The organism is Paenibacillus wynnii (genome assembly GCF_000757885.1).
GTDB classification, from domain to species: domain Bacteria; phylum Bacillota; class Bacilli; order Paenibacillales; family Paenibacillaceae; genus Paenibacillus_AQ; species Paenibacillus_AQ wynnii.
Genome location: NZ_JQCR01000003.1, coordinates 2,058,319 through 2,077,584 on the forward strand (window position 1 = coordinate 2,058,319; position 19,266 = coordinate 2,077,584).

Below are 19,266 nucleotides of genomic sequence, written 5' to 3' on the forward strand. Positions count from 1 at the left end.
ACATCATTTAAAATTTCATCCAAGTCGGGGTGATTCCCTGCAGCCATATGGTAATTTTGAACATCTGATCCGTGAACAGCAGGACTCCCATCACAATCATTATAGTCCCGCCAATCTTCATTAGCAGACCCGAGTATTTAAGAATACGTCTGGCTCCGCCAAGGAAAAAGGCCAGTACGAAGAACGGTATGGCAAATCCAAGACTGTAGGCCGTAATAAGAGTAAACCAGGTACCGGGCTCACTTGCCGAAAGTGCGATAATCGCAGTCAGTATAGGCCCAATACAAGGAGACCACCCCGCAGAGAAGCCAATACCGAATACAAAGGAACCTATGTATCCTGCGGGTTTCCATTTCAGATCCAGCTTTCGTTCGCGCAGTAAAAATTGCGGTTGGAAAATGCCAAGCAGGAATAACCCCATCACGATAATGAGTATTGCTGACAATTGGCGGATAAGATCGCGTTGTTCATTAAAGAACTGCCCGAACAGACCTGCTCCAAAACCAAGCGTGTAAAAGACAACGGAAAAACCAAGAATAAAGGCCAACGTATGAGTGAGTGTCCGGAAACGGACCTCTTTTGTGTTGCCTCCAGTTTTTAGCTGCTGTACAGATAATCCCGTAATATAGGACAAATAAGAAGGATAGAGCGGTAGACAACAAGGTGAAATAAAAGACGCTAATCCAGCAGCAAAGGCTATTCCTGCGTTAATATTTGACAAAGTGGCAGCTCTCCTTTCTCATTTCAAATGCTTTGTGTATGGTTATGCGGGCAATCCCTTTTTACCGATGAGTGTCAACGCCAATATAGCAATCAGCAGCAGAACTATCGTTGCACCTGGAGCGAGATTCCATATTCCAGCAACAACCAATCCGCCAACAACGGCGATCTCCGCAATAATAATGGAGAGGATGACCGATGATTTAAAACTGCGCGAGAGCAGCAAGCTAATCGCTACGGGGATCGTCAATAATGCTGAGACTAGCAGTGAGCCTACAATTTTGATAGCTGTACTTATAACAAGCGCTGTTAGAATTGTAATGAGCATATTGAGCATTTTTACGGGCAGTCCACTAACACTGGCGGCGTCTTCTTCAAAGCTAAGTAAGAAAAATTCTTTGAAAAATAGCGTGACTACAACCACCACAGTAACAGCTACGATTCCTACGATTACTAAGTCTGTATTATTCAACGTATAAATACTGCCGAATAGGTAGCTCATCACATCAGCATTATAACCCTTGCCTAATGTAAAAAAGAGTGATGCTAGGGCTACACCGCCTGACATGATTATGGCTATGGAAAGCTCAGCATAGCTTTTGTACGCCCTACGAAGCTTTTCGATAGCGAAGGACGCTAATACTGCAAAGATTAGACCTGCCCCAAGAGGGTAAAAGCCTGTCAAAAATCCCAGCGCCACACCGGCTATGGTTACATGGGCAAGCGTATCCCCAATCATTGACAGGCGTCTTAGCACAAGAAAAACGCCTATAAGCGGCGCTGTAATACCGATCAGCAGGCCACCCGCAAGCGCCCGCTGAAAAAAATCGCTAAATAGGATTTCCAATTCAAATTCTCCATTCTTCATCCCTCCCAAACCCTCCCTTCTAAGGGAGGGCCCCAAGGGTTGCACCCTCTGGACACCTGCTAAGGGCAACTGGCGTGAGATGAACGGTTTCTTGTTTCTGGATGAGTTAGAGCGAGGATCGCTTATCGTCCCTGAAGGGACACGCTTAACTACTGCGGGATCTACATACGTATGAAGACCGAAAGACTAAGGTCAAAAGATTAAAACCACCACGGTTATCCTATGTTGTACTATGGATAACCTCTCCACAATCAAAAGATTAAGGCCAAAAGGCTAAAACCAAAAGGCCAAAACCAAAAGATTAAAACCACCGGGTTCATCCTATGTTGTACTATGTTGTACTATGGATAACCTCTCCACAATCAAAAGATTATAACCCACGGTTACTATGTGGACACAGAAGACGCTATTTACTCAAAAAACCACAATTTCCCACTTATACGGACTCAGAAGCCACTATGGAGCAGGAAACACGTTAAATACAGCCCTAAATCATGAAATAGCGGCGTCTGTGTCCGTATGCATATTCATATGACTCAAAGTCTGATAATAAGGGCTTTGGAGTCCGCATACAAACTCGAATCTGACCGAAGTCTCCGATATTTCATACAACAGCTATATTTTACTCTACGACAACGTATGCTGCAGATTCTCCTCCACGCAGTCCTGAATCTCATGCGAGTGGCGAGAGTAGAAGTTTATTTTACCGTTACACTGCACTGGCTCTTGACCGAGGTAATTTCGGATCATCTCGATATCATGCGATACCATAAGAAAAGTCATGTGGTGATGGGCATGCATATGGGTGATCAGATCGAAGAAACCGGCTTGGGTCTCGGCGTCAATTCCAACAGTCGGCTCATCCAGAATCAGCAAATCAGGATGGTTAATCAGGGCTCTAGCCAAAAATACCCGCTGCTGCTGTCCACCCGACAATTGCCCGACTCTTTTCTCCGCAAGATCTTGAATCCGCATCACCTCAAGTGCGTCATTACATTGCTGCTGTTGAGCCCGTGACACCCGGCGGATCAAGTTCTTGTTATTGTATAGACCCGATTGGACTACTTCACGTACGGTTGCGGGAAATAACGGGTTAAAAGCATTCTTCTGCGGAACATAACCGATCCGCTCCCAGTCTTTAAATTTACGTGCAGGCTCTCCGAAGAGCCTGATTTCGCCAGTGGTTGCCGGAAGCAAGCCGACGATCATTTTGAGTAGCGTTGTTTTCCCGGCCCCGTTAGAACCGATAATCCCTACGAAGTCGCGCTCCTTTACCGTATAATTCAGACCGGAAATAACCTTCTGCTCTCCATAGGAAAAGGACAGGTCCTTTACTTCAATCATATGTTGATGGCAGTCCGAGGATACCGGTTGCATTCATTTCCCGCCTTTCTTCAATGCTTTCCTTTTATTTTAAGGCTAGAATCAGATTTTGCAAATTTTTCTCCATCAGTGTGAAGTAATCATCATTTGCTTTCGCCTGATCCTCTGTCAATCCTTCAACAGGATTAAGCACCATCGTTGACACTCCTGCTTCATTAGCCAGCGTTTTGGCCAATTTGTCCGACACTAATTCTTCAAAAAAGATATAACGTATGCCTTCTTCTTTAACCGTATTCGCCAAATCCACAATATCCTGGCTCCGCGGCTCCGCATCCGGGGACAGCCCCATAATCGCATGCTGAGTCAGACCATAATCACGGCACAGATAAGCGAAAGCCTGGTGAGAAACAACGATTTCCTTATTCGGAAGCTTTCCAAGCTCCTCTACAAATTTACTGTCGAGGTTCTTCAAACGATCTGCAAGTACATTATACCGTTCTTCATAACCCTCTTTGTGAGCAGGATCCGCCTTTTGCAGACTATTTTTAATATTTTCAGCCATTACAATCGCTGATTTCGGACTTACCCAGGTGTGGGGATCGGTATGAAGACTGTCTCCAGCATCAGTGTGATCCTCATTTGTAACTCCTTCGCTGTCATGTTCATCGGCAGCTTCGTTTGCCCCATGCCCATGTTCATCTTCTTCATCCGTCATAATTAAATCAATGCCTTTGCTGACTTCTACAGCCTGAACTCCTGATTCGCTATCAAGACCCTTCAGGAAGTTCGGAACCCAACCCTCAAGCCCGGCTCCATTATATAAAAACAGCTGCGCTTTGGACGTATTCACAATATCCTGACTGCGCGGAGTCCAATCATGAGGCTCCACCCCAACTGGCAACAAATTAATTGCATTAACGTCTTCTCCGCCAATTTCCTTAGCAAATTCATATATGGGATAAAAGCTAGTAACCACATTCACTTTGCCCTCTATGATACTTCCGCTACTTTTTGCCCCGCAACCAGTTGCAATTAATACTAGGATTAGCGCAAATAAGAGCAGCCCCTTACGCGTTACAGTTGAATTCATATTCACTATCGACTCCTCAGATCGTAATATTTACTATTAGTAGTATAATAGTAATCATTACGATAAGTCAACCGTTCCGAAAACGTCCTCCGTATTTATAACGCAGAAAAACGATTCAGTCAATAGACCGAACCGCTTTTACTAAGTAATCTATTACTTCACAATGGCACCGTTAGGCATGCTGTCAGGAACCGTAGCAATCGTAAGCTGATCCCCTTTGGATGCTGCAAGAATCATCCCTTGCGACAATTCACCGCGCAGTTTCACCGGCTTCAGGTTGACGATACAAATTACTTTTTGTCCAACCAACTCTTCAGGAGTGTAGAACTTGGCTATACCCGAAACTACCTGACGCTGCTCGTAACCGAGATCAAGCTGAAGCTTTAGCAGCTTATCGGCTTTTTTAACCGGCTCGGCTGAAATGACTTGAGCTACACGCAGCTCTGCCTTCGCAAAATCATCGATGCCAATTTCATCTTTGTGTTCTTCTTCGGGTTCGGACCCTTCCACTGCTGCGGCTGGAGCACTAACAGCATCTGCTGGAGACTCTACAACAGCCGGTTTACCGGCACCCATTGCTTCTGCAATAAAGGCCACCTCTTGTTCCACATCCAGACGAGGGAAAATCGGGCTGCCTTTGACCAGCTGTGTTCCTGCAGGAATCAATCCGAACGTTCTGCCGCTTTCCCAAGTAGTCATCTCACCCTTGACGATTCCAAGCTGTTCCCAAATCTTAGCCGGCGCTTCTGTCAAGAACGGTTGGAGCAGAATGGAGGCCGTCCGTAGACCTTCTACTAGATGTCTCATTACAGACCCAAGCTCAGCAATTCGACTCTCATCCTTGGCAAGAATCCATGGCTGTGTCTCATCAATGTACTTGTTCGTCCGACTAATGAAGCTTCCAATAGCAGTGAGCGCCACAGAAAACTCCATGGTCTCCATGGCTTCTTCCACCTTAGCATACGTATTCTGAGCGGCTGTTACCAGTTCATTATCGAACGCTGTAACATTTCCTTCATAAGCAGGGAGCACTCCGCCAAAATATTTTTCAACCATAGCGCCCGTACGATTCAACAGATTTCCAAGGTCGTTAGCCAGGTCATAGTTAATTCGGTCAACAAAACTTTCCGGTGTGAATGTTCCGTCCGAACCAAAGGGAACCTCACGCAACAAATAATAACGAAGCGCATCCAGACCATAACGATCAATCAGAGTTACTGGATCTACTACATTGCCCTTTGACTTAGACATTTTGCCATCCTTCATTAATAACCAGCCGTGTGCAAATACCTTTTTCGGTAGAGGTTCACCCAATGCCATCAGGAAGATCGGCCAGATGATAGTATGGAAGCGTACGATTTCCTTGCCGACAATATGTACGTCTGCAGGCCAGAAATTATCATACAAACTACGATCCTCAGAACCGTAACCCAAAGCGGTAATATAGTTGGTAAGAGCATCAATCCACACGTAGACAACATGTTTCTCATCACCTTTAACTTTAATACCCCAGTCGAACGTTGTCCGTGATACTGCGAGGTCCTCCAGACCTGGCTTGATAAAGTTATTAATCATCTCGTTCTTGCGCGATTCCGGCAAAATAAAGTCAGGATTATCCTCGTAATACTTCAACAGGCGATCCGCATACTTGCTCAACCGGAAAAAGTAACTTGCTTCCTTTACCAATTCAACAGGATGTCCGCTATCCGGGCTTTTTCCGCCAATAATCGTACCTTCATCATTACGTACAATATCAACCAGTTGGGTTTCTGTATAAAAGGTCTCATCAGGAATACTGTACCAGCCTTCATATTCACCCTTATAGATATCCCCTTGCTTCAACAGTCGGTCAAAAATTTCCTGAACCACCGTCTTGTGCCGTTCTTCTGTAGTCCGAATAAAGTCATCGTTAGAGATATCCAGCTTGCGCCACAGATCTTTAATTCCGACAACAATATCGTCTACGAACTGCTGCGGGGTCTTCCCTGCTTCCTCTGCCTTACGTTCAATCTTTTGTCCATGTTCATCGGTTCCGGTCAAATAACGTACTTCGTAGCCGCGCAGGCGCTTATATCGGGCCATTGCATCACCAGCTACTGTTGAATACGCATGCCCAATATGCAGCTTGTCACTCGGATAATAGATAGGTGTAGTTAAATAAAAGGTCTTCTTCTGACTCATTATTGTCATCCTTTCTTCTTTAAAAAGACAAAAAACTCCCGCCCCCTTATATGGGGCGAGAGTAAACTCACGCGTTACCACCCAAAATTCCCTGTCTCTTCGCAGAGATCAGGCTTCACCAGTTCATAAGAACTGCCCATTAACGCTGGAACACGCCGTTATCTTACACGAGACTGCTAACTTCAGTCTACGGCTCGAATACAGTTCCTCCCGGACCATCTTCAACAAGGTGTCCATACCGGCTTTCAGCTTACACCGGCTCTCTGTAAAGGTCATCCCGATTTACTCATCCGTTCGTTGGAATATAGCTATTAGTGAAAATATACCCAAATTAGACCCATCATGTCAAGTGATGGGTGAAGAACCGTTCTTGGATGACTTTTCTTCGAGAGGTGGTACAGGGTCAAGTCCTCCCGGATTAAAGGGATGACATCTTGCGATCCGCTTGGCGGCAAGCCAGGAACCCTTGACAGGACCGTGTATTTCCACCGCTTCAAGTGCATAGGCGGAGCAGGTAGGATAAAAACGGCAGGTAGCCGGCTTCAAAGGGGAGATGTACTTACGGTACATCCGAATAGGTACCTGAACTGTTCTGCTTCCGATCCCCATTTTATTGACCCTCTCTGGAAGGTGCTATCGGAACCGCCTCATCTTCCCGGCTCTCTTCACATTCTCTGCAGTAACCGAACACCTCAAATTTATGCTTGACTACCCGGAATTGGTCCGGAGTTTCCGTCATATTCATCGGACAGAAGGAAATGGGATAGGTTTTCAGACATTGGAGGCAAATCATATGATGATGGTGGTGGTTCTCATTGCAGCTCCCCTTGAACTTGACACCGTCTTCAAAAACGATCTGTTCAAGCACCCCAAGCTCTTCCATGACCCGCAGGTTCCGGTACACCGTATCAAAGCTAAGCCCGCTGTATTTGCGGCCCATATGTTCATATACATCCTTTGCAGACAAATATCCTGAGTTCTCCCCGAATAACTTGGCAAGCGTTTTGCGCTGGTCGGTGATTCGCAGTCCCTGCCCCGACATGACCTCAAGAATTTGTTCTGTCGACAGCATACGCTCATCTCCCATACATTTGTGTAACACTTCCTTTATAATGCCCGAAAAAAAAAGCCCCGTCAATCAATGACAATGTAAAAAGCCCACATTAACAGCTATAAGTGCTGTCAACATGGGCTTTGAAAAAAAGTGGAATAAGTCCGGGTTTATACTACTCTACTTTTTAGGCGGTAGCGGCATGAACAGTAGGTTTACCGGCAGGTTGCTGCCTGATGCTGCGCTGAACACAATCTCGACAGTCTGCTCAAACTCTCCAGTTCGATGTACTACACTGCTCTGATTAGGAGCTTCGATAGTTCCTGTTATCGGTGCCTGAACAATTTGTCCATTTACCAGCATAGGACCTTGATATTTCCCTCCACGCGGATTGAAGGTAATAAGTGTGTTGGGAGCCACATGATTTAACTTGATTTTGTAGATGACTCCGAAATTACCGGAGTTAGACGCTTCAGTACCTGTTAAGGCGTCCATTCCAATCAAATTAGGGTCATCCGTTTTATCCCCAAGCAGCAATCTAGATGGCGTTAGACCGAGAACATCCTGTACATCAATCAGTCGAGTAGCATTCGGATAAGTGCCGCGGTTATGCACACCGTCCCGATCGAGGAAGTTCAAGAACGGCAAGCTTTGCAGCACATTTTTGTTAGCATCTATCATCACGATATCATATTGCAGGGCATAGTCGCTGAATACATCAGACAACAGCGATACCACCTGACCCGGCTTCATTGTAACGTTACTGATTTCCGTAAGAATCGGGATACTTTCACCCGGCTTCAAAATGATATTGTTAAAGGGTCTGTTGAAAAGCAAGGATTGGTAGTAGTTTTCTACCGACTTTTTGCCTGTTGCCGTAGGAATATCAAGCGGACCGCCAAAGCCTGAATTCTTGAGGGTCAATGTAGTCGGCCATAACCCTGTATTGGTTGCAATCACATACATCTTTACATTTTTCCCGGTCATATTCTTATGATGAACCATAAAGCGTGTATCGCCGAAGGCTGTCTCGCGATATACAATTCCGTCGCTGTACACGGTCTCAGGGCTGTTGCTACGGATCAATGTAGTTGCCTCGGAACCGGCCGTATATTGCACCTTGCTCCAAGTCGGAATCTTACTTCCGTCCATTGAATAAGTAGCTCCAACCGGCATAAAGAGCTTGTTGAAATCGTCTTGATTGTAGAGTACCTCATCCGTGATGGTAATGTTCTTTTGAATAGTACTGTTAAGGCCTTGTTTATCAGTAACCGTTAAGTAAATGGTAACAGGTCCTGGGTAAAAATAAGCCAAAGCATTTCCGTTCCATTCCGTGGTTAAAGGGGCAGTTCCATCATCGGTACTCAGATTCGTGATGTTGACCAATTCACCAATCTTATATGTTTCTTTGTCTGTCACAAAGTTAGCTACAGGAGCTTCATTAGGCTTCAATACTGTAATGGTCTGATAATACGGCGCACTCCATTGACCGTTAGCATCCATAACATAATAGGAAACTACGTAACTGCCAGGTTGCTCGAAGACGTCCTGACGGCCTTCCCAGCGTTCATTCACGATAGCCGCACCAGATGGTGATGAGCTTTTGGTCATATAATTCACAGTGGTTTGACCTGCAAAAATCTCCGTAGGCTGAACAGTAAACGAAGCAACTGGTTTAGTAGATAGTGTTAAAATCACACGCTTCTTTACATTATCAACGGTATAAGGAATTCCCAAAGCCGCTGTAATCGATGTCAAAGGGACCATAAATGTATTGTTAAATTGGTAGGCTGGGCCCTTCATTGTAACAGCCTTGCCATTAACCGTATAAATCTTGCTGTTGGTCTTAAAACGCAAGATATTACTGCCACTCGTAATAATGGTTTCTTTGGTTTTAAAATCGTACATATACTTAAGACCCACACGCTCAACCATCGCACGTATGGAAACATTGGAGACACCATTTTTGACCGTCATGGGTTGATTCGCGATATATTCGGTACCATTCATATACATTTTATTGCTGTTCATCATTAAAATAAGCTGCGTTCCACCTGTGGTAACCATAGGGGGAATTACAGGAGTTGGAGTTAGTACTGGTGTTGGTACGGTTGTAGGTAAGGTTGTAGGCACTGTTGTTGGAGCAACTGTAGGTCCAGTTGTGGTTCCCGGAACAGGAGTTGCACTAGGAAGAGGTGTAGTTCCCGGTGGATCCACAACGACTCCCGGAGGTGGTGTAGATTCTGTTGAAGTAGCCGTAACATTTGTGGTAGTGGTGTCAGCCTGTGCAAAGACAGGGACCGCCGCAGCTACCTGTGATACTGCAAGTACAGCAATTAAAGTTAGTTTTTTAAAATCCATTGTATGACTCCTTCTGCTCCATTTGTAAATATAAGATTATGCAAGGTTCCCGGCCGTACATCTCTTATATCCCAAGCAAAAATGAAGCCGCTATAAAAAGGCGGCGGATCATTATTGCCATTTTCTCTTTTTAACAAACACAGTATTAGACGCGCCTAATCCGAAAAAGTTTCATATTATGTAAAAATACTAGCAAATACAGGGAACTTGCCATAAAAAATAGACGATTACACCCTGGAAATCGGGGATAATCGTCTGCTCCATGTAAAACAATAATGGCGTTAATTATTCCGCTGTGTTAGCGTGCTTCCGTCCGTTTAAGATCCCGGTATTCCTTAGGTGACATGCCGGTTTGCTTCTGAAATACCTTTGTGAAATAACGCCGTTCCTGGTAACCTACTCCGGACCCGATTGTGGTGATACTTTTATCGCTATGCACCAGCATGAATTTGGCTGCTTCCATTCGTTGTAGCGTTACATATTCCACAAAAGTCATGGCAAACCGATTCTTGAACAACAAGCAGAAATAACTGCCGCTAATCCCCAGCTTATGAGCCACTTCATCTATACCAATGTCTAAATTCAGGTGCTCGGTTATATACTGAACAGCCGTATTCATAAGCTGCTCTGTCGTTTTCTTGGTATGCTCACTTTCTGCTGCGGGGATCTCTTGGAACATAGGGATACTGTTATACAATTTATCTTTATATTGCCTGCTGCGAATTTGTACACCGATATCCCTGAGCTTATTCCCCAATTCCTCGTAATGAATGGGCTTGCAAATGTACTCTTTGACCCCGAGCCGAATGGCTTCCCGAGCATAATCAAATTCCTGGTAACCTGTAATCAGCAGCACTTCGCTGTTCAGGCCCATTTCACGCAGCTTCCCAACGAAGGTTAGACCATCCATCACAGGCATCCGAATATCGCAGAGCACTAGATCAGGATGTTCCTCCTCTGCAATACGCAGGGCATCCATACCGCTGCGGGCCATTCCGGCAACTACCATGCCCATGTCCTGCCAAGGCAGGACTCTGTTCAGATTATTAAGTATGGGCGCTTCATCGTCAACCAGTAATACTTTTAGCATTATGGTCTTCCCCCTGCCCGTATTTAGGTATGACGCATTGAATAATGGTCCCGCTCCCTGGGCTGGAGCATATAAATATCCCATATCTGAAGCCGTACTCTATGCGGATACGATCAGCTACACTTCGGACGCCAAGACCCCTGCGCTCCAGATGAACACGGCTGCCATGCGGATCTTCGAGCTCATTGATCTCATCTGGGTGGGCTTTTTCACTGATCATATACTGAAATATGGAAAGTTGTGAAGAGGTCATTCCGATTCCGTTATCCTCTATTCTAAGAATCAGGTTGCCTTGATCCTCCCAGCCTCTAATCAGCAGCTTACCTTTATAGTCAATGCCCTCAAAGCCATGCTGAATGCTGTTCTCCACAAGCGGTTGAAGGGTGAGCTTTAATATACCGCAGCCGTTTAGCTCCTCCGGGATATCAATCTCGTAGTCGAATAAATCCTCAAAGCGAAATTTTTGAATATCGAGATAATTGCGAAGATGTTTGATTTCATCCTCTAAGGTGATTTCGTCTCTATCCTGAATGCTGATGCGTAAAATACTGGCGAGCCTGTAAACCATTTCACTAACCTTGCGTCCTTCGTTCTGCACAGCCAATACATTGATTGACTCCAGCGTATTGAATAAAAAATGCGGTTTAATCTGAGCCTGCAGCACCCGCATTTCCGCTTGATTTTTACGTCGCTGTTCCTGCTGAATTCGATTAAACAAATGATTAATTTTATCCATGAGATCATTAAACCCTTTTGCCAGCAGGGTCAGTTCGTCATTGCCCTTCTCCTCTACCCGACTGCTTAAATCCCCGTCCTCCACACGCCTCATGAACCGCACAATAACTGCGATACCTCCGGTAATCCGATTCATGAAGAACAAATTAAAGGTTAGAGCTGCCAAAAAACAGATGAAAATAACAAAAACAAACCATCTGGCAAAAACCGTAACCTCACGAGATAATGAATCCCATGACGTCACGGATACAAGACTCCAGGGATAATCCTTCAGGTGGTACATGGAGACAATGCTTCTATTGCCGTCAAACTGAGTTTTAAAGCTCTGAAAACCCTTTTTATAGGAAACCTCTTTCGTGGTAAAGTCTTGGAACATTTGTCCGTCCAGCTTACGATCTGGATCAAATAGGATCATACCTTTATCACTAACAAGCATAAAAGAGACTTTTTGATTGCTATCCCCAATCTTCAAGTTGCGAAAGATCGATTCGAATTCCCAATTTTTAATTTGAACAACGAGTATACCGATGTTCTGAAAGAAGCTGAGCTCTTTTACAAGTCGGATTTGCGTAAAAACAGGTTCCGTTCCGGTTAGTTCCGGGTTCTCATGCGGCGCCACCCATTTAGGGACACCATTCAGAGACATCACCTCCTGATACAGCTCGCTCACTTTGAACTTATCGTAAGGGAGGGTTCGGAAATTCTCCTTGTTAAAAAGCGATACAATCTCCGAACTGCCTTTCCCATTGAAGTTGTACAAAAAAGCGTAGCTGATCGAAGGATGATTATAGAGCAGACTGCGGAAATTGCGTTGACTGGCATTCAGGCTTAACTGTTCAGCATCGGTTAAATCCTGCTTGGAAGAATCCTCTGCACTAAGGGCCATATGAAATACCGACGTAGCAATTCCGTTGTCTGTCACGTTGTTCATATCTTTAAACACACTTGAAATACTGTAGCTAATCGCTTTAAGTGAATACTCCGACTGCTGACTGTATTTCTTTTCAATCGAATTATAAGTAACAAAAAACATGATCATACTAAGTATGAACAACGGGATGATAATCAGGCCCAAAAATGCCGTAAACAATTTATAACGCAGATTCATGGGCTAATGCTCCTGACTGTGAAGAAACTTATCCTTTTACGCCCCCCGCTGTTACGCCTTCGATAATCTTTTCCTGTAAAATCGCATAAATAATAATGACGGGCACCACACTGTAGACAATACCCGCAGACATTTGCGCATAATTCATCTGATACTGATCGCGGAACTGGACCATTCCCACTGGAAGTGTACGCAACTCATCATTCGACAGGAAATAGTTAGCAAGCAGAAACTCATTCCAATTTCCCAGGAAATTAACAATGAAGACCGTGACCATGGCGGGTATCGTCAGAGGTACAATAATTCTAGCAAAGATACCCTGAGCCTTCAAGCCGTCCATGACCGCCGCCTCTTCTATTTCTCTGGGTAGAGAGCGCATAAATGCCGCTAAAATAATAATTGTAAACGGGATAGCGTTAGCAATATAAGGAATGATTAGAGCCCAGTGTGTATTTAGGATTCCAAGCTTGCGGACAATCGTATATATCGGCAACATGAGCGCATTATTAGGAATTAACATCCCTATCAATACCAGGGAAAAGAGTATGCCATTCCATTTGCCCTGACGCATCCGGGTAACCGCAAACGCGAACATAGAACCCAGCAGTATGGTAACTACTGAAGCAAAGATGGAGATATACAAACTGTTGAAGAAATAAGTACTTATTTTAGCATTTACCCAGGCCTCAACATAGTTATTGAAGACAAATTCTTTGGGAATCCCAAAAGGATTCAAGGCGATTTCATTATTATCCTTCTTCACGGACGAGAAGAGAACGAAAAGGAAAGGAAACAGGATTACGAGTAAGTACGATAATAACACAACATGTGGGAGACTCTTTTTCAGGTTACGAAGCATCAGTATTCAATCCTTTCGTTACGCCGGGCTATCACCAGCTGATAAAATGCTGTAACCACCAGCGTAAACATAAAGATCAGAACGGCGATCGCATTGCCGTAGCCATATTTAAAGTTCGTGATCGCATATTTTATCATATAGGTTGCCATAACCTCGGTAGAGCCTGCAGGTCCACCCTTTGTCATAACGATAACTATATCTGCTGCTTTCATCGCCCCTGCAATGGAGAGCATTATAACGACGGATATGATCGGCATGATGAGAGGTAATGTAATGCGTAAGGCCCGCTGCACTCCGGTAGCGCCGTCAATCTTCGCTGCTTCATCCAGTTCCCCAGGGATCGAAAGAATCGCAGCTAACACCATTACAATGTAAAATCCGGTCCACTGCCAAGCGTTCGTGATTAGAATGGACAACATAGCAACCCTTTCATCCGACAGCCAGTAGATGGGATCTACACCAAACAATCCAATGATTTTATTGATTAGACCAATGTTCGGCTCATAAATAAAGCCCCAAAGGATTCCGATAACTGCTGTAGACATGATGGCAGGCATAAACACCGCTGTTTTATATAGGCCTTTCAGCTTTTTCACATTGGCTATTAAAAGGGAGAATAACACAATTAAAGGTACCTGCACAAAACAAGAGAAAATGATGAACCAACCGTTATTTTTAGCCGAAACCCAGAAACGTTCATCACCTAATGCTTTCTTGAAGTTGGTTAGGCCGGTATACTTAACCGTGTCTGAAACCCCGTTCCAGCTGGTTAAGCTATAATAAATGGAGCTGAATATAGGATAAACAAAGAACATCAGAAACAAAAATAATGCCGGTAGAACGAAAAGTGTAAAGATCAAAGGATTTTTCAGCGCTTTATTCATGACTACCTCCAGTTACTGTGACCTCAGCGATAATCGTTAGAGATCTTACTTCCTGTATTTTAAAAAATGTACCCTGGAACAATCGCCAGGGTACATTTAGTTTACTGCTCCTTACTCTACTGCTGCGTTCGCTTCTTCTTGTACCTTTTGCAGGGCTGCACCCATTTTTTCCGGAGTGGTCTGACCTCCGATTAGACTTTGAATTTGAATGTTACTGATTTCAGTTGTAACGTCAGCCTGAACCAAGGAATCAAAGGCAGGGAATGAAGATTGGGAACTGTTGAGGACTGCTACGATCTCGCTCATCAAATCATCCGTAATGCTGGAGTTCAGTTTGGCTTGATCAATCTTCATAGCAGGTAGAACGCCGTCTTCCACAAGTCCGCGAAGCTGCATTTCTTCATTGAACAGGTTCTTGATAAACGATTTAACAGCAGCCAGCTGGCCCTCATCATCCGCTACCGAAGCCGAGAAGCCATAACCATTATTAACATCCCGCATCAACGCTGTTTGGTCACCCACTCCGCCTTCTACAGGAGGAATATTGAAGAATCCGACTTTGCCAATCATGCCTTCACCGGATTGACCGGCTTTGAATACAGAGGACTTCCAAGTTCCGTCATACATCAGGATAGCTTCACCGCTTGTGAATTGAGTAGTGTATTCTGCATACTCAAATCCAAGCTCGCCTTTTTTGAAATATCCTTTGTCGATCCACTCTTTATATTTCGAGAAGCCCTTAACCATATTAGCATCAGACCACTTGGCTTCGCCCGTTGGGAACTTGGCAGTCACATCTGGACCTGCATAACGTGACCACAGGTGGTTAGCGAGCATCAGAGGTACCCAGCCTGCTTTGGAAGCTCCAGCCAATGGTACTTTGCCATCCGCTTTGATATCTGCTAATTGTTTTTCTAACTCTGCAAACGTAGTAGGAGCTTTCCATCCTTTTTCTGTGTAGTATCCCTTGTTATAAAAGAAGCCTTCACCGGAACCGCCGATTGGCAATCCGTAAATTTTACCCTCATACGTGAAGGGGTCAAGGTTGGAAAACTTATCTTTAATACCCAGCTCTTCGAGGATCGGTGTCAAATCGAGAAGCTTGCTTTCTTTGGCATATATTTTGGAGTCTGGACTACCGAAGAGATCGAAGATCTCCGGCGGATTTCCTGCCGCCATTTCACCGCGCAGCTTCTCTTTACGGTTCACATCGGAATCCACACCATCCAGCTTGAAGGTCAAACCAGGAACATCTCCTTGAACTTTCCCTACTACATCCTCCAGAATGGCCAGACGTTTCTGTTTGTCCGCACCTACTTGAGTATGACGGATAGTCATCTCGAATGGTTCACTGCTTACGGGTTCTTCTGTGGCAGCAGCATTGGTTGCATCCGGAGCTTTCGTAGCCTCCTCAGCGTTGGTAGTCTTATTATTGTTGTTGCCTCCACAACCAGTCATTAACGCAGAGGTGACGAAAATCAAGGACAATAGCATAGTCAAACTTTTTCTCATTTTTTGTGACCCTCCCTATATATTGATTTCCTTTACACTTCTTATTATAAAAAACGTTCTCATTTACCGTAAGGTCAAGATTCATCTACAATAGGGATAAAATACTCTTATGTAAGCGGAATCATCTCAATTTTATCACATAGTTGTGTTAATTAAAGTGACATTTAAAAATAAATACACTCCATCCAGCTTCTAAAATCACAAATGATGTTAGGAAACTTCTACATAATAAAGCTGAGACGAGACTATGTCACGAGCTGTTCCGTATCCTACGAAAACAAAAAAAGCTATTCCTCCAGTAGAAAACTACCTTTGGAACAGCTCTTTATATACATTGAATTATAGTACCAATGCTGTCTGCTTACGTCCTTCTTCAACCAATCGGTAGGCCCGTGCAACTTCTTCCTCCGTAGGAGAAGGTACACCTTCTAATTCGTAAGGTTTGCCAAGCATTTCCCATTTATAAATACCCATTTGATGGTAGGGCAAAATTTCGAATTTCTCTACGCCATTCAACGTCCCGATGAAGCGTCCAAGGTTAAGCAAGTCCTCTTCCTTGTCATGGATACCTGGAACGTAGACGTGACGAACCCACATCTTACGATCATGGTCTGACAACCAGCGTGCCAGCTTCAAGGTACGATCATTGGATTTACCAGTGAGCTTAATGTGAGCCTCATCATCAATGTGCTTTAGATCCAACAGTACTAGATCCGTAACCTCTAACAAATCATTAATCCTGTCACCTTCGTTGTAGCCATTGGTATCCAGCGTGGTATGAAGATTCCAGCGTTTCTTCACTTCAGTGAATAATTGCTTCACAAATTGAGCTTGCAACGTTGGTTCTCCACCCGAAACGGTCAAACCGCCTCCGGATGTCCGGTAGTATTGCAGGTAAGGCTCAATCTCTGACAAGACTTCTTCTAGGCTCATTTCTTTGCCATCGTTAAGTGTCCAAGTATCTGGATTATGACAGTATTGGCATTTCAACAAGCAGCCCTGCATGAACAAAACAAAGCGAATACCTGGTCCATCCACGGTACCAAAGGTTTCTAAGGAATGTATGCGTCCGTTTACCATATAATATGATGCCATCCTTTCGCCACCGTTTATCCCTCTAAAAACGGATTGAACCGCCCCTTTTCAAGGACGGTTTTCCGTATGGAGATATAGATGTCAATGTATAGATTAACTGGTTAATTTATGATTACATCGAACCGTGGAAAGTACGGTTAATTACATCCATTTGTTGTTCGCGAGTCAGCTTGATGAAGTTAACTGCATAGCCGGATACACGGATTGTCAATTGTGGATAGTTCTCTGGGTGCTCCATAGCATCCATCAATTGTTCGCGAGCAAATACGTTAACATTCAAGTGGTGACCTTTGCTGCCAAAGTATCCGTCAAGCATCGATACAAGGTTGGATTTACGTCCTTCTTCTTCTTTACCCAGTGCTTTAGGCACGATAGAGAAAGTGTTGGAGATTCCATCCAAGCTATCTTCGTATGGCAATTTAGCAACGGAACTCAGGGAAGCCAAAGCACCTTTCTTATCACGGCCGTGCATTGGGTTAGCGCCCGGTGCGAACGGTTCGCCTTTTTTACGACCATCAGGTGTAGTACCAGTCTTTTTACCGTATACTACATTTGAAGTAATTGTCAACACGGATTGTGTAGGCAATGCGTCACGGTAAGCATGGTTTTTGCGAATCTTAGTCATGAAAGTTTCAACCAATTCAACTGCGATGTTATCAACAGCATCGTCGTTGTTACCGTAGCAAGGGAATTCGCCTTCGGTTTCGAAGTCAACCGCGATACCTTGTTCGTTGCGAATTACTTTAACTTTAGCGAATTTGATAGCACTCAAGGAGTCAGCTGTAACAGACAGACCAGCGATACCACAAGCCATTGTCCGCAGAATATCACGGTCATGCAGTGCCATTTCGATACGCTCGTAGGAATATTTATCATGCATATAGTGAATAACATTCAATGTGTTCATGTAAAGCTTAGCAAGCCAGTCCATCATAGGGTGGAACCGTTTCATTACTTCATCATAATCAAGATATTCAGAAGTAATACGTGGCAGTTCAGGTCCAACTTGAGCGCCGGACTTCTCATCTACACCACCGTTGATTGCATACAGCAATGCTTTTGCCAAGTTAGCGCGAGCTCCAAAGAATTGCATTTGTTTACCGATACGCATTGCGGATACGCAACAAGCGATACCGTAGTCGTCTCCGTAGATCGGACGCATCAAATCGTCATTCTCATATTGGATGGAGCTGGTTTCGATAGAAACCTTCGCACAGTAATTCTTGAAGCCTTCAGGCAATTGTTCGGACCAAAGTACTGTCAAGTTTGGTTCTGGAGCAGGGCCTAGGTTGTACAGCGTGTGTAGGAAACGGAAGCTGCTCTTCGTAACGCGAGTAGTTCCATCTACAGACATACCACCAATGGATTCTGTTACCCAAGTAGGGTCACCACTGAACAATTCATTATAGTCAGGTGTACGCAAGAACTTAACAATGCGCAGCTTCATGACAAAATGGTCAACCAATTCTTGTGCTTGTTCTTCGTTCAGAACGCCTTCTTCAAGATCACGTTGAACATAAATATCAAGGAACGAGGATACGCGTCCTAGGGACATTGCCGCACCGTTTTGTTCTTTAATTGCTGCCAGGTAACCGAAGTACACCCATTGGAAAGCTTCTTTAGCTGTGTTAGCCGGCTTGGAAATATCGAAGCCATGCATTTGAGCCATTTTCTTCAATTCGCCCAAAGCGCGAATTTGTTCGGATATTTCTTCACGAAGACGAATTACATGATCGCTCATGGAATCCAATTCGAGGTTTAATAAATCTTGTTTCTTTTCTTTAATGAGGAAGTCGACACCGTAAAGAGCTACACGACGGTAGTCACCGATAATACGACCGCGACCGTAAGCATCAGGAAGACCAGTAATAACACCGGATTTACGAGCTGCTCTCATATCGTTTGTATATGCATCAAATACGCCTTGGTTATGCGTTTTGCGAATGTTCGTAAACATATCCACAATACCTTGTGGAAGTTCAAATCCATATGCGTTACAAGCATCGATCATCATTTTGATACCGCCAAAAGGCTGTACGGAACGTTTGAAAGGTGCATCTGTTTGAACGCCTACGATTTGCTCTTTGTCTTTGTCGATATAACCAGGGTTATGGGATACGATTGTGGATACAGTATTAACATCCACATCAAGTACTCCGCCGTTGGCAATTTCTTGTTTGGTCATTTCGGAAACGAGTTTCCAAAGTTCGTTGGTGTTGTGAGTAGCGCCTGCTAGGAAATCTTCTTTACCTAGGTATGGCTTGATGTTCTTCTCAATAAAATCATTAACATTTACTTTTCTTGACCATTTACCTTTTGCAAAAGAACGCCATCCCGACTTAACCTCTTGTACATCTTTTTCAATCACCGACATGCTAAATCCCTCCAT

General features: G+C 44.3%; 15 protein-coding genes. All 15 read right to left on the reverse strand.

The window, feature by feature from the left end:
* Positions 1 to 7: 7 nt before the first annotated feature.
* Positions 8 to 721, reverse strand: coding sequence for a cytochrome c biogenesis CcdA family protein (locus tag PWYN_RS25035; RefSeq protein WP_036657612.1), 714 nt, complete (start codon positions 719 to 721; stop codon positions 8 to 10).
* 42 nt (positions 722 to 763) lie between these two features.
* Positions 764 to 1,567 (reverse strand): metal ABC transporter permease, encoded by an 804-nt coding sequence (locus PWYN_RS25040; RefSeq protein ID WP_036659170.1) that lies wholly within the window; start codon positions 1,565 to 1,567, stop codon positions 764 to 766.
* Between the two features lie 648 nt (positions 1,568 to 2,215).
* Positions 2,216 to 2,965 carry a metal ABC transporter ATP-binding protein gene (locus PWYN_RS25045; protein WP_036657616.1) on the reverse strand — a complete coding sequence of 250 codons (750 nt, stop codon included), beginning with the start codon at positions 2,963 to 2,965 and terminating at the stop codon, positions 2,216 to 2,218.
* A 31-nt stretch (positions 2,966 to 2,996) separates the two neighbouring features.
* Complete coding sequence (locus tag PWYN_RS25050; RefSeq protein WP_036657618.1) at positions 2,997 to 4,001, reverse strand: metal ABC transporter solute-binding protein, Zn/Mn family; 1,005 nt, start codon at positions 3,999 to 4,001, stop codon at positions 2,997 to 2,999.
* A gap of 153 nt (positions 4,002 to 4,154) precedes the next feature.
* Positions 4,155 to 6,182 (reverse strand): methionine--tRNA ligase, encoded by a 2,028-nt coding sequence (gene metG / locus PWYN_RS25055; RefSeq protein WP_036657621.1) that lies wholly within the window; start codon positions 6,180 to 6,182, stop codon positions 4,155 to 4,157.
* Positions 6,183 to 6,527: 345 nt separating this feature from the next.
* Positions 6,528 to 6,791 carry a membrane protein insertion efficiency factor YidD gene (gene yidD / locus PWYN_RS25060; RefSeq protein ID WP_036657623.1) on the reverse strand — a complete coding sequence of 88 codons (264 nt, stop codon included), beginning with the start codon at positions 6,789 to 6,791 and terminating at the stop codon, positions 6,528 to 6,530.
* A 1-nt stretch (position 6,792) separates the two neighbouring features.
* Positions 6,793 to 7,254 (reverse strand): Fur family transcriptional regulator, encoded by a 462-nt coding sequence (locus PWYN_RS25065; RefSeq protein ID WP_036657624.1) that lies wholly within the window; start codon positions 7,252 to 7,254, stop codon positions 6,793 to 6,795.
* Positions 7,255 to 7,413: 159 nt separating this feature from the next.
* Positions 7,414 to 9,594 (reverse strand): stalk domain-containing protein, encoded by a 2,181-nt coding sequence (locus tag PWYN_RS25070; protein ID WP_036657626.1) that lies wholly within the window; start codon positions 9,592 to 9,594, stop codon positions 7,414 to 7,416.
* Positions 9,595 to 9,892: 298 nt separating this feature from the next.
* The gene (locus PWYN_RS25075; RefSeq protein WP_036657629.1) at positions 9,893 to 10,684 is read right to left on the reverse strand and encodes a response regulator transcription factor; all 792 of its coding nucleotides are present in this window, start codon (positions 10,682 to 10,684) and stop codon (positions 9,893 to 9,895) included.
* Positions 10,662 to 12,527 carry a cache domain-containing sensor histidine kinase gene (locus PWYN_RS25080; RefSeq protein ID WP_036657633.1) on the reverse strand — a complete coding sequence of 622 codons (1,866 nt, stop codon included), beginning with the start codon at positions 12,525 to 12,527 and terminating at the stop codon, positions 10,662 to 10,664. Before PWYN_RS25080 ends, PWYN_RS25075 begins: the two co-directional genes overlap by 23 nt.
* A gap of 28 nt (positions 12,528 to 12,555) precedes the next feature.
* Positions 12,556 to 13,386 carry a carbohydrate ABC transporter permease gene (locus PWYN_RS25085; protein ID WP_036657637.1) on the reverse strand — a complete coding sequence of 277 codons (831 nt, stop codon included), beginning with the start codon at positions 13,384 to 13,386 and terminating at the stop codon, positions 12,556 to 12,558.
* Positions 13,386 to 14,270: a carbohydrate ABC transporter permease gene (locus PWYN_RS25090; protein WP_036657640.1), complete on the reverse strand. Its 885-nt coding sequence runs from the start codon at positions 14,268 to 14,270 to the stop codon at positions 13,386 to 13,388. Before PWYN_RS25090 ends, PWYN_RS25085 begins: the two co-directional genes overlap by 1 nt.
* A gap of 111 nt (positions 14,271 to 14,381) precedes the next feature.
* On the reverse strand, positions 14,382 to 15,782 hold the full coding sequence (locus tag PWYN_RS25095; RefSeq protein WP_036657644.1) for an extracellular solute-binding protein: 1,401 nt from the start codon (positions 15,780 to 15,782) through the stop codon (positions 14,382 to 14,384).
* 339 nt (positions 15,783 to 16,121) lie between these two features.
* Positions 16,122 to 16,862, reverse strand: coding sequence for a pyruvate formate-lyase-activating protein (gene pflA / locus PWYN_RS25100; RefSeq protein ID WP_036659171.1), 741 nt, complete (start codon positions 16,860 to 16,862; stop codon positions 16,122 to 16,124).
* A gap of 127 nt (positions 16,863 to 16,989) precedes the next feature.
* On the reverse strand, positions 16,990 to 19,251 hold the full coding sequence (gene pflB, locus PWYN_RS25105) for a formate C-acetyltransferase (RefSeq protein WP_036657649.1): 2,262 nt from the start codon (positions 19,249 to 19,251) through the stop codon (positions 16,990 to 16,992).
* Positions 19,252 to 19,266: the final 15 nt, after the last annotated feature.

Excerpts from the sequence above, each read along its gene's own strand:
- PWYN_RS25065 (WP_036657624.1), bottom strand. The coding sequence starts at position 7,254 with ATGCTGTCGACAGAACAAATTCTTGAGGTCATGTCGGGGCAGGGACTG.
- metG (WP_036657621.1), bottom strand. The coding sequence starts at position 6,182 with ATGAGTCAGAAGAAGACCTTTTATTTAACTACACCTATCTATTATCCG.
- PWYN_RS25045 (WP_036657616.1), bottom strand. The coding sequence starts at position 2,965 with ATGCAACCGGTATCCTCGGACTGCCATCAACATATGATTGAAGTAAAG.
- pflB (WP_036657649.1), bottom strand. The coding sequence starts at position 19,251 with ATGTCGGTGATTGAAAAAGATGTACAAGAGGTTAAGTCGGGATGGCGT.
- PWYN_RS25070 (WP_036657626.1), bottom strand. The coding sequence starts at position 9,594 with ATGGATTTTAAAAAACTAACTTTAATTGCTGTACTTGCAGTATCACAG.
- PWYN_RS25095 (WP_036657644.1), bottom strand. The coding sequence starts at position 15,782 with ATGAGAAAAAGTTTGACTATGCTATTGTCCTTGATTTTCGTCACCTCT.
- PWYN_RS25085 (WP_036657637.1), bottom strand. The coding sequence starts at position 13,386 with ATGCTTCGTAACCTGAAAAAGAGTCTCCCACATGTTGTGTTATTATCG.
- pflA (WP_036659171.1), bottom strand. The coding sequence starts at position 16,862 with ATGGTAAACGGACGCATACATTCCTTAGAAACCTTTGGTACCGTGGAT.
- PWYN_RS25080 (WP_036657633.1), bottom strand. The coding sequence starts at position 12,527 with ATGAATCTGCGTTATAAATTGTTTACGGCATTTTTGGGCCTGATTATC.
- yidD (WP_036657623.1), bottom strand. The coding sequence starts at position 6,791 with ATGGGGATCGGAAGCAGAACAGTTCAGGTACCTATTCGGATGTACCGT.
- PWYN_RS25090 (WP_036657640.1), bottom strand. The coding sequence starts at position 14,270 with ATGAATAAAGCGCTGAAAAATCCTTTGATCTTTACACTTTTCGTTCTA.
- PWYN_RS25050 (WP_036657618.1), bottom strand. The coding sequence starts at position 4,001 with ATGAATTCAACTGTAACGCGTAAGGGGCTGCTCTTATTTGCGCTAATC.
- PWYN_RS25075 (WP_036657629.1), bottom strand. The coding sequence starts at position 10,684 with ATGCTAAAAGTATTACTGGTTGACGATGAAGCGCCCATACTTAATAAT.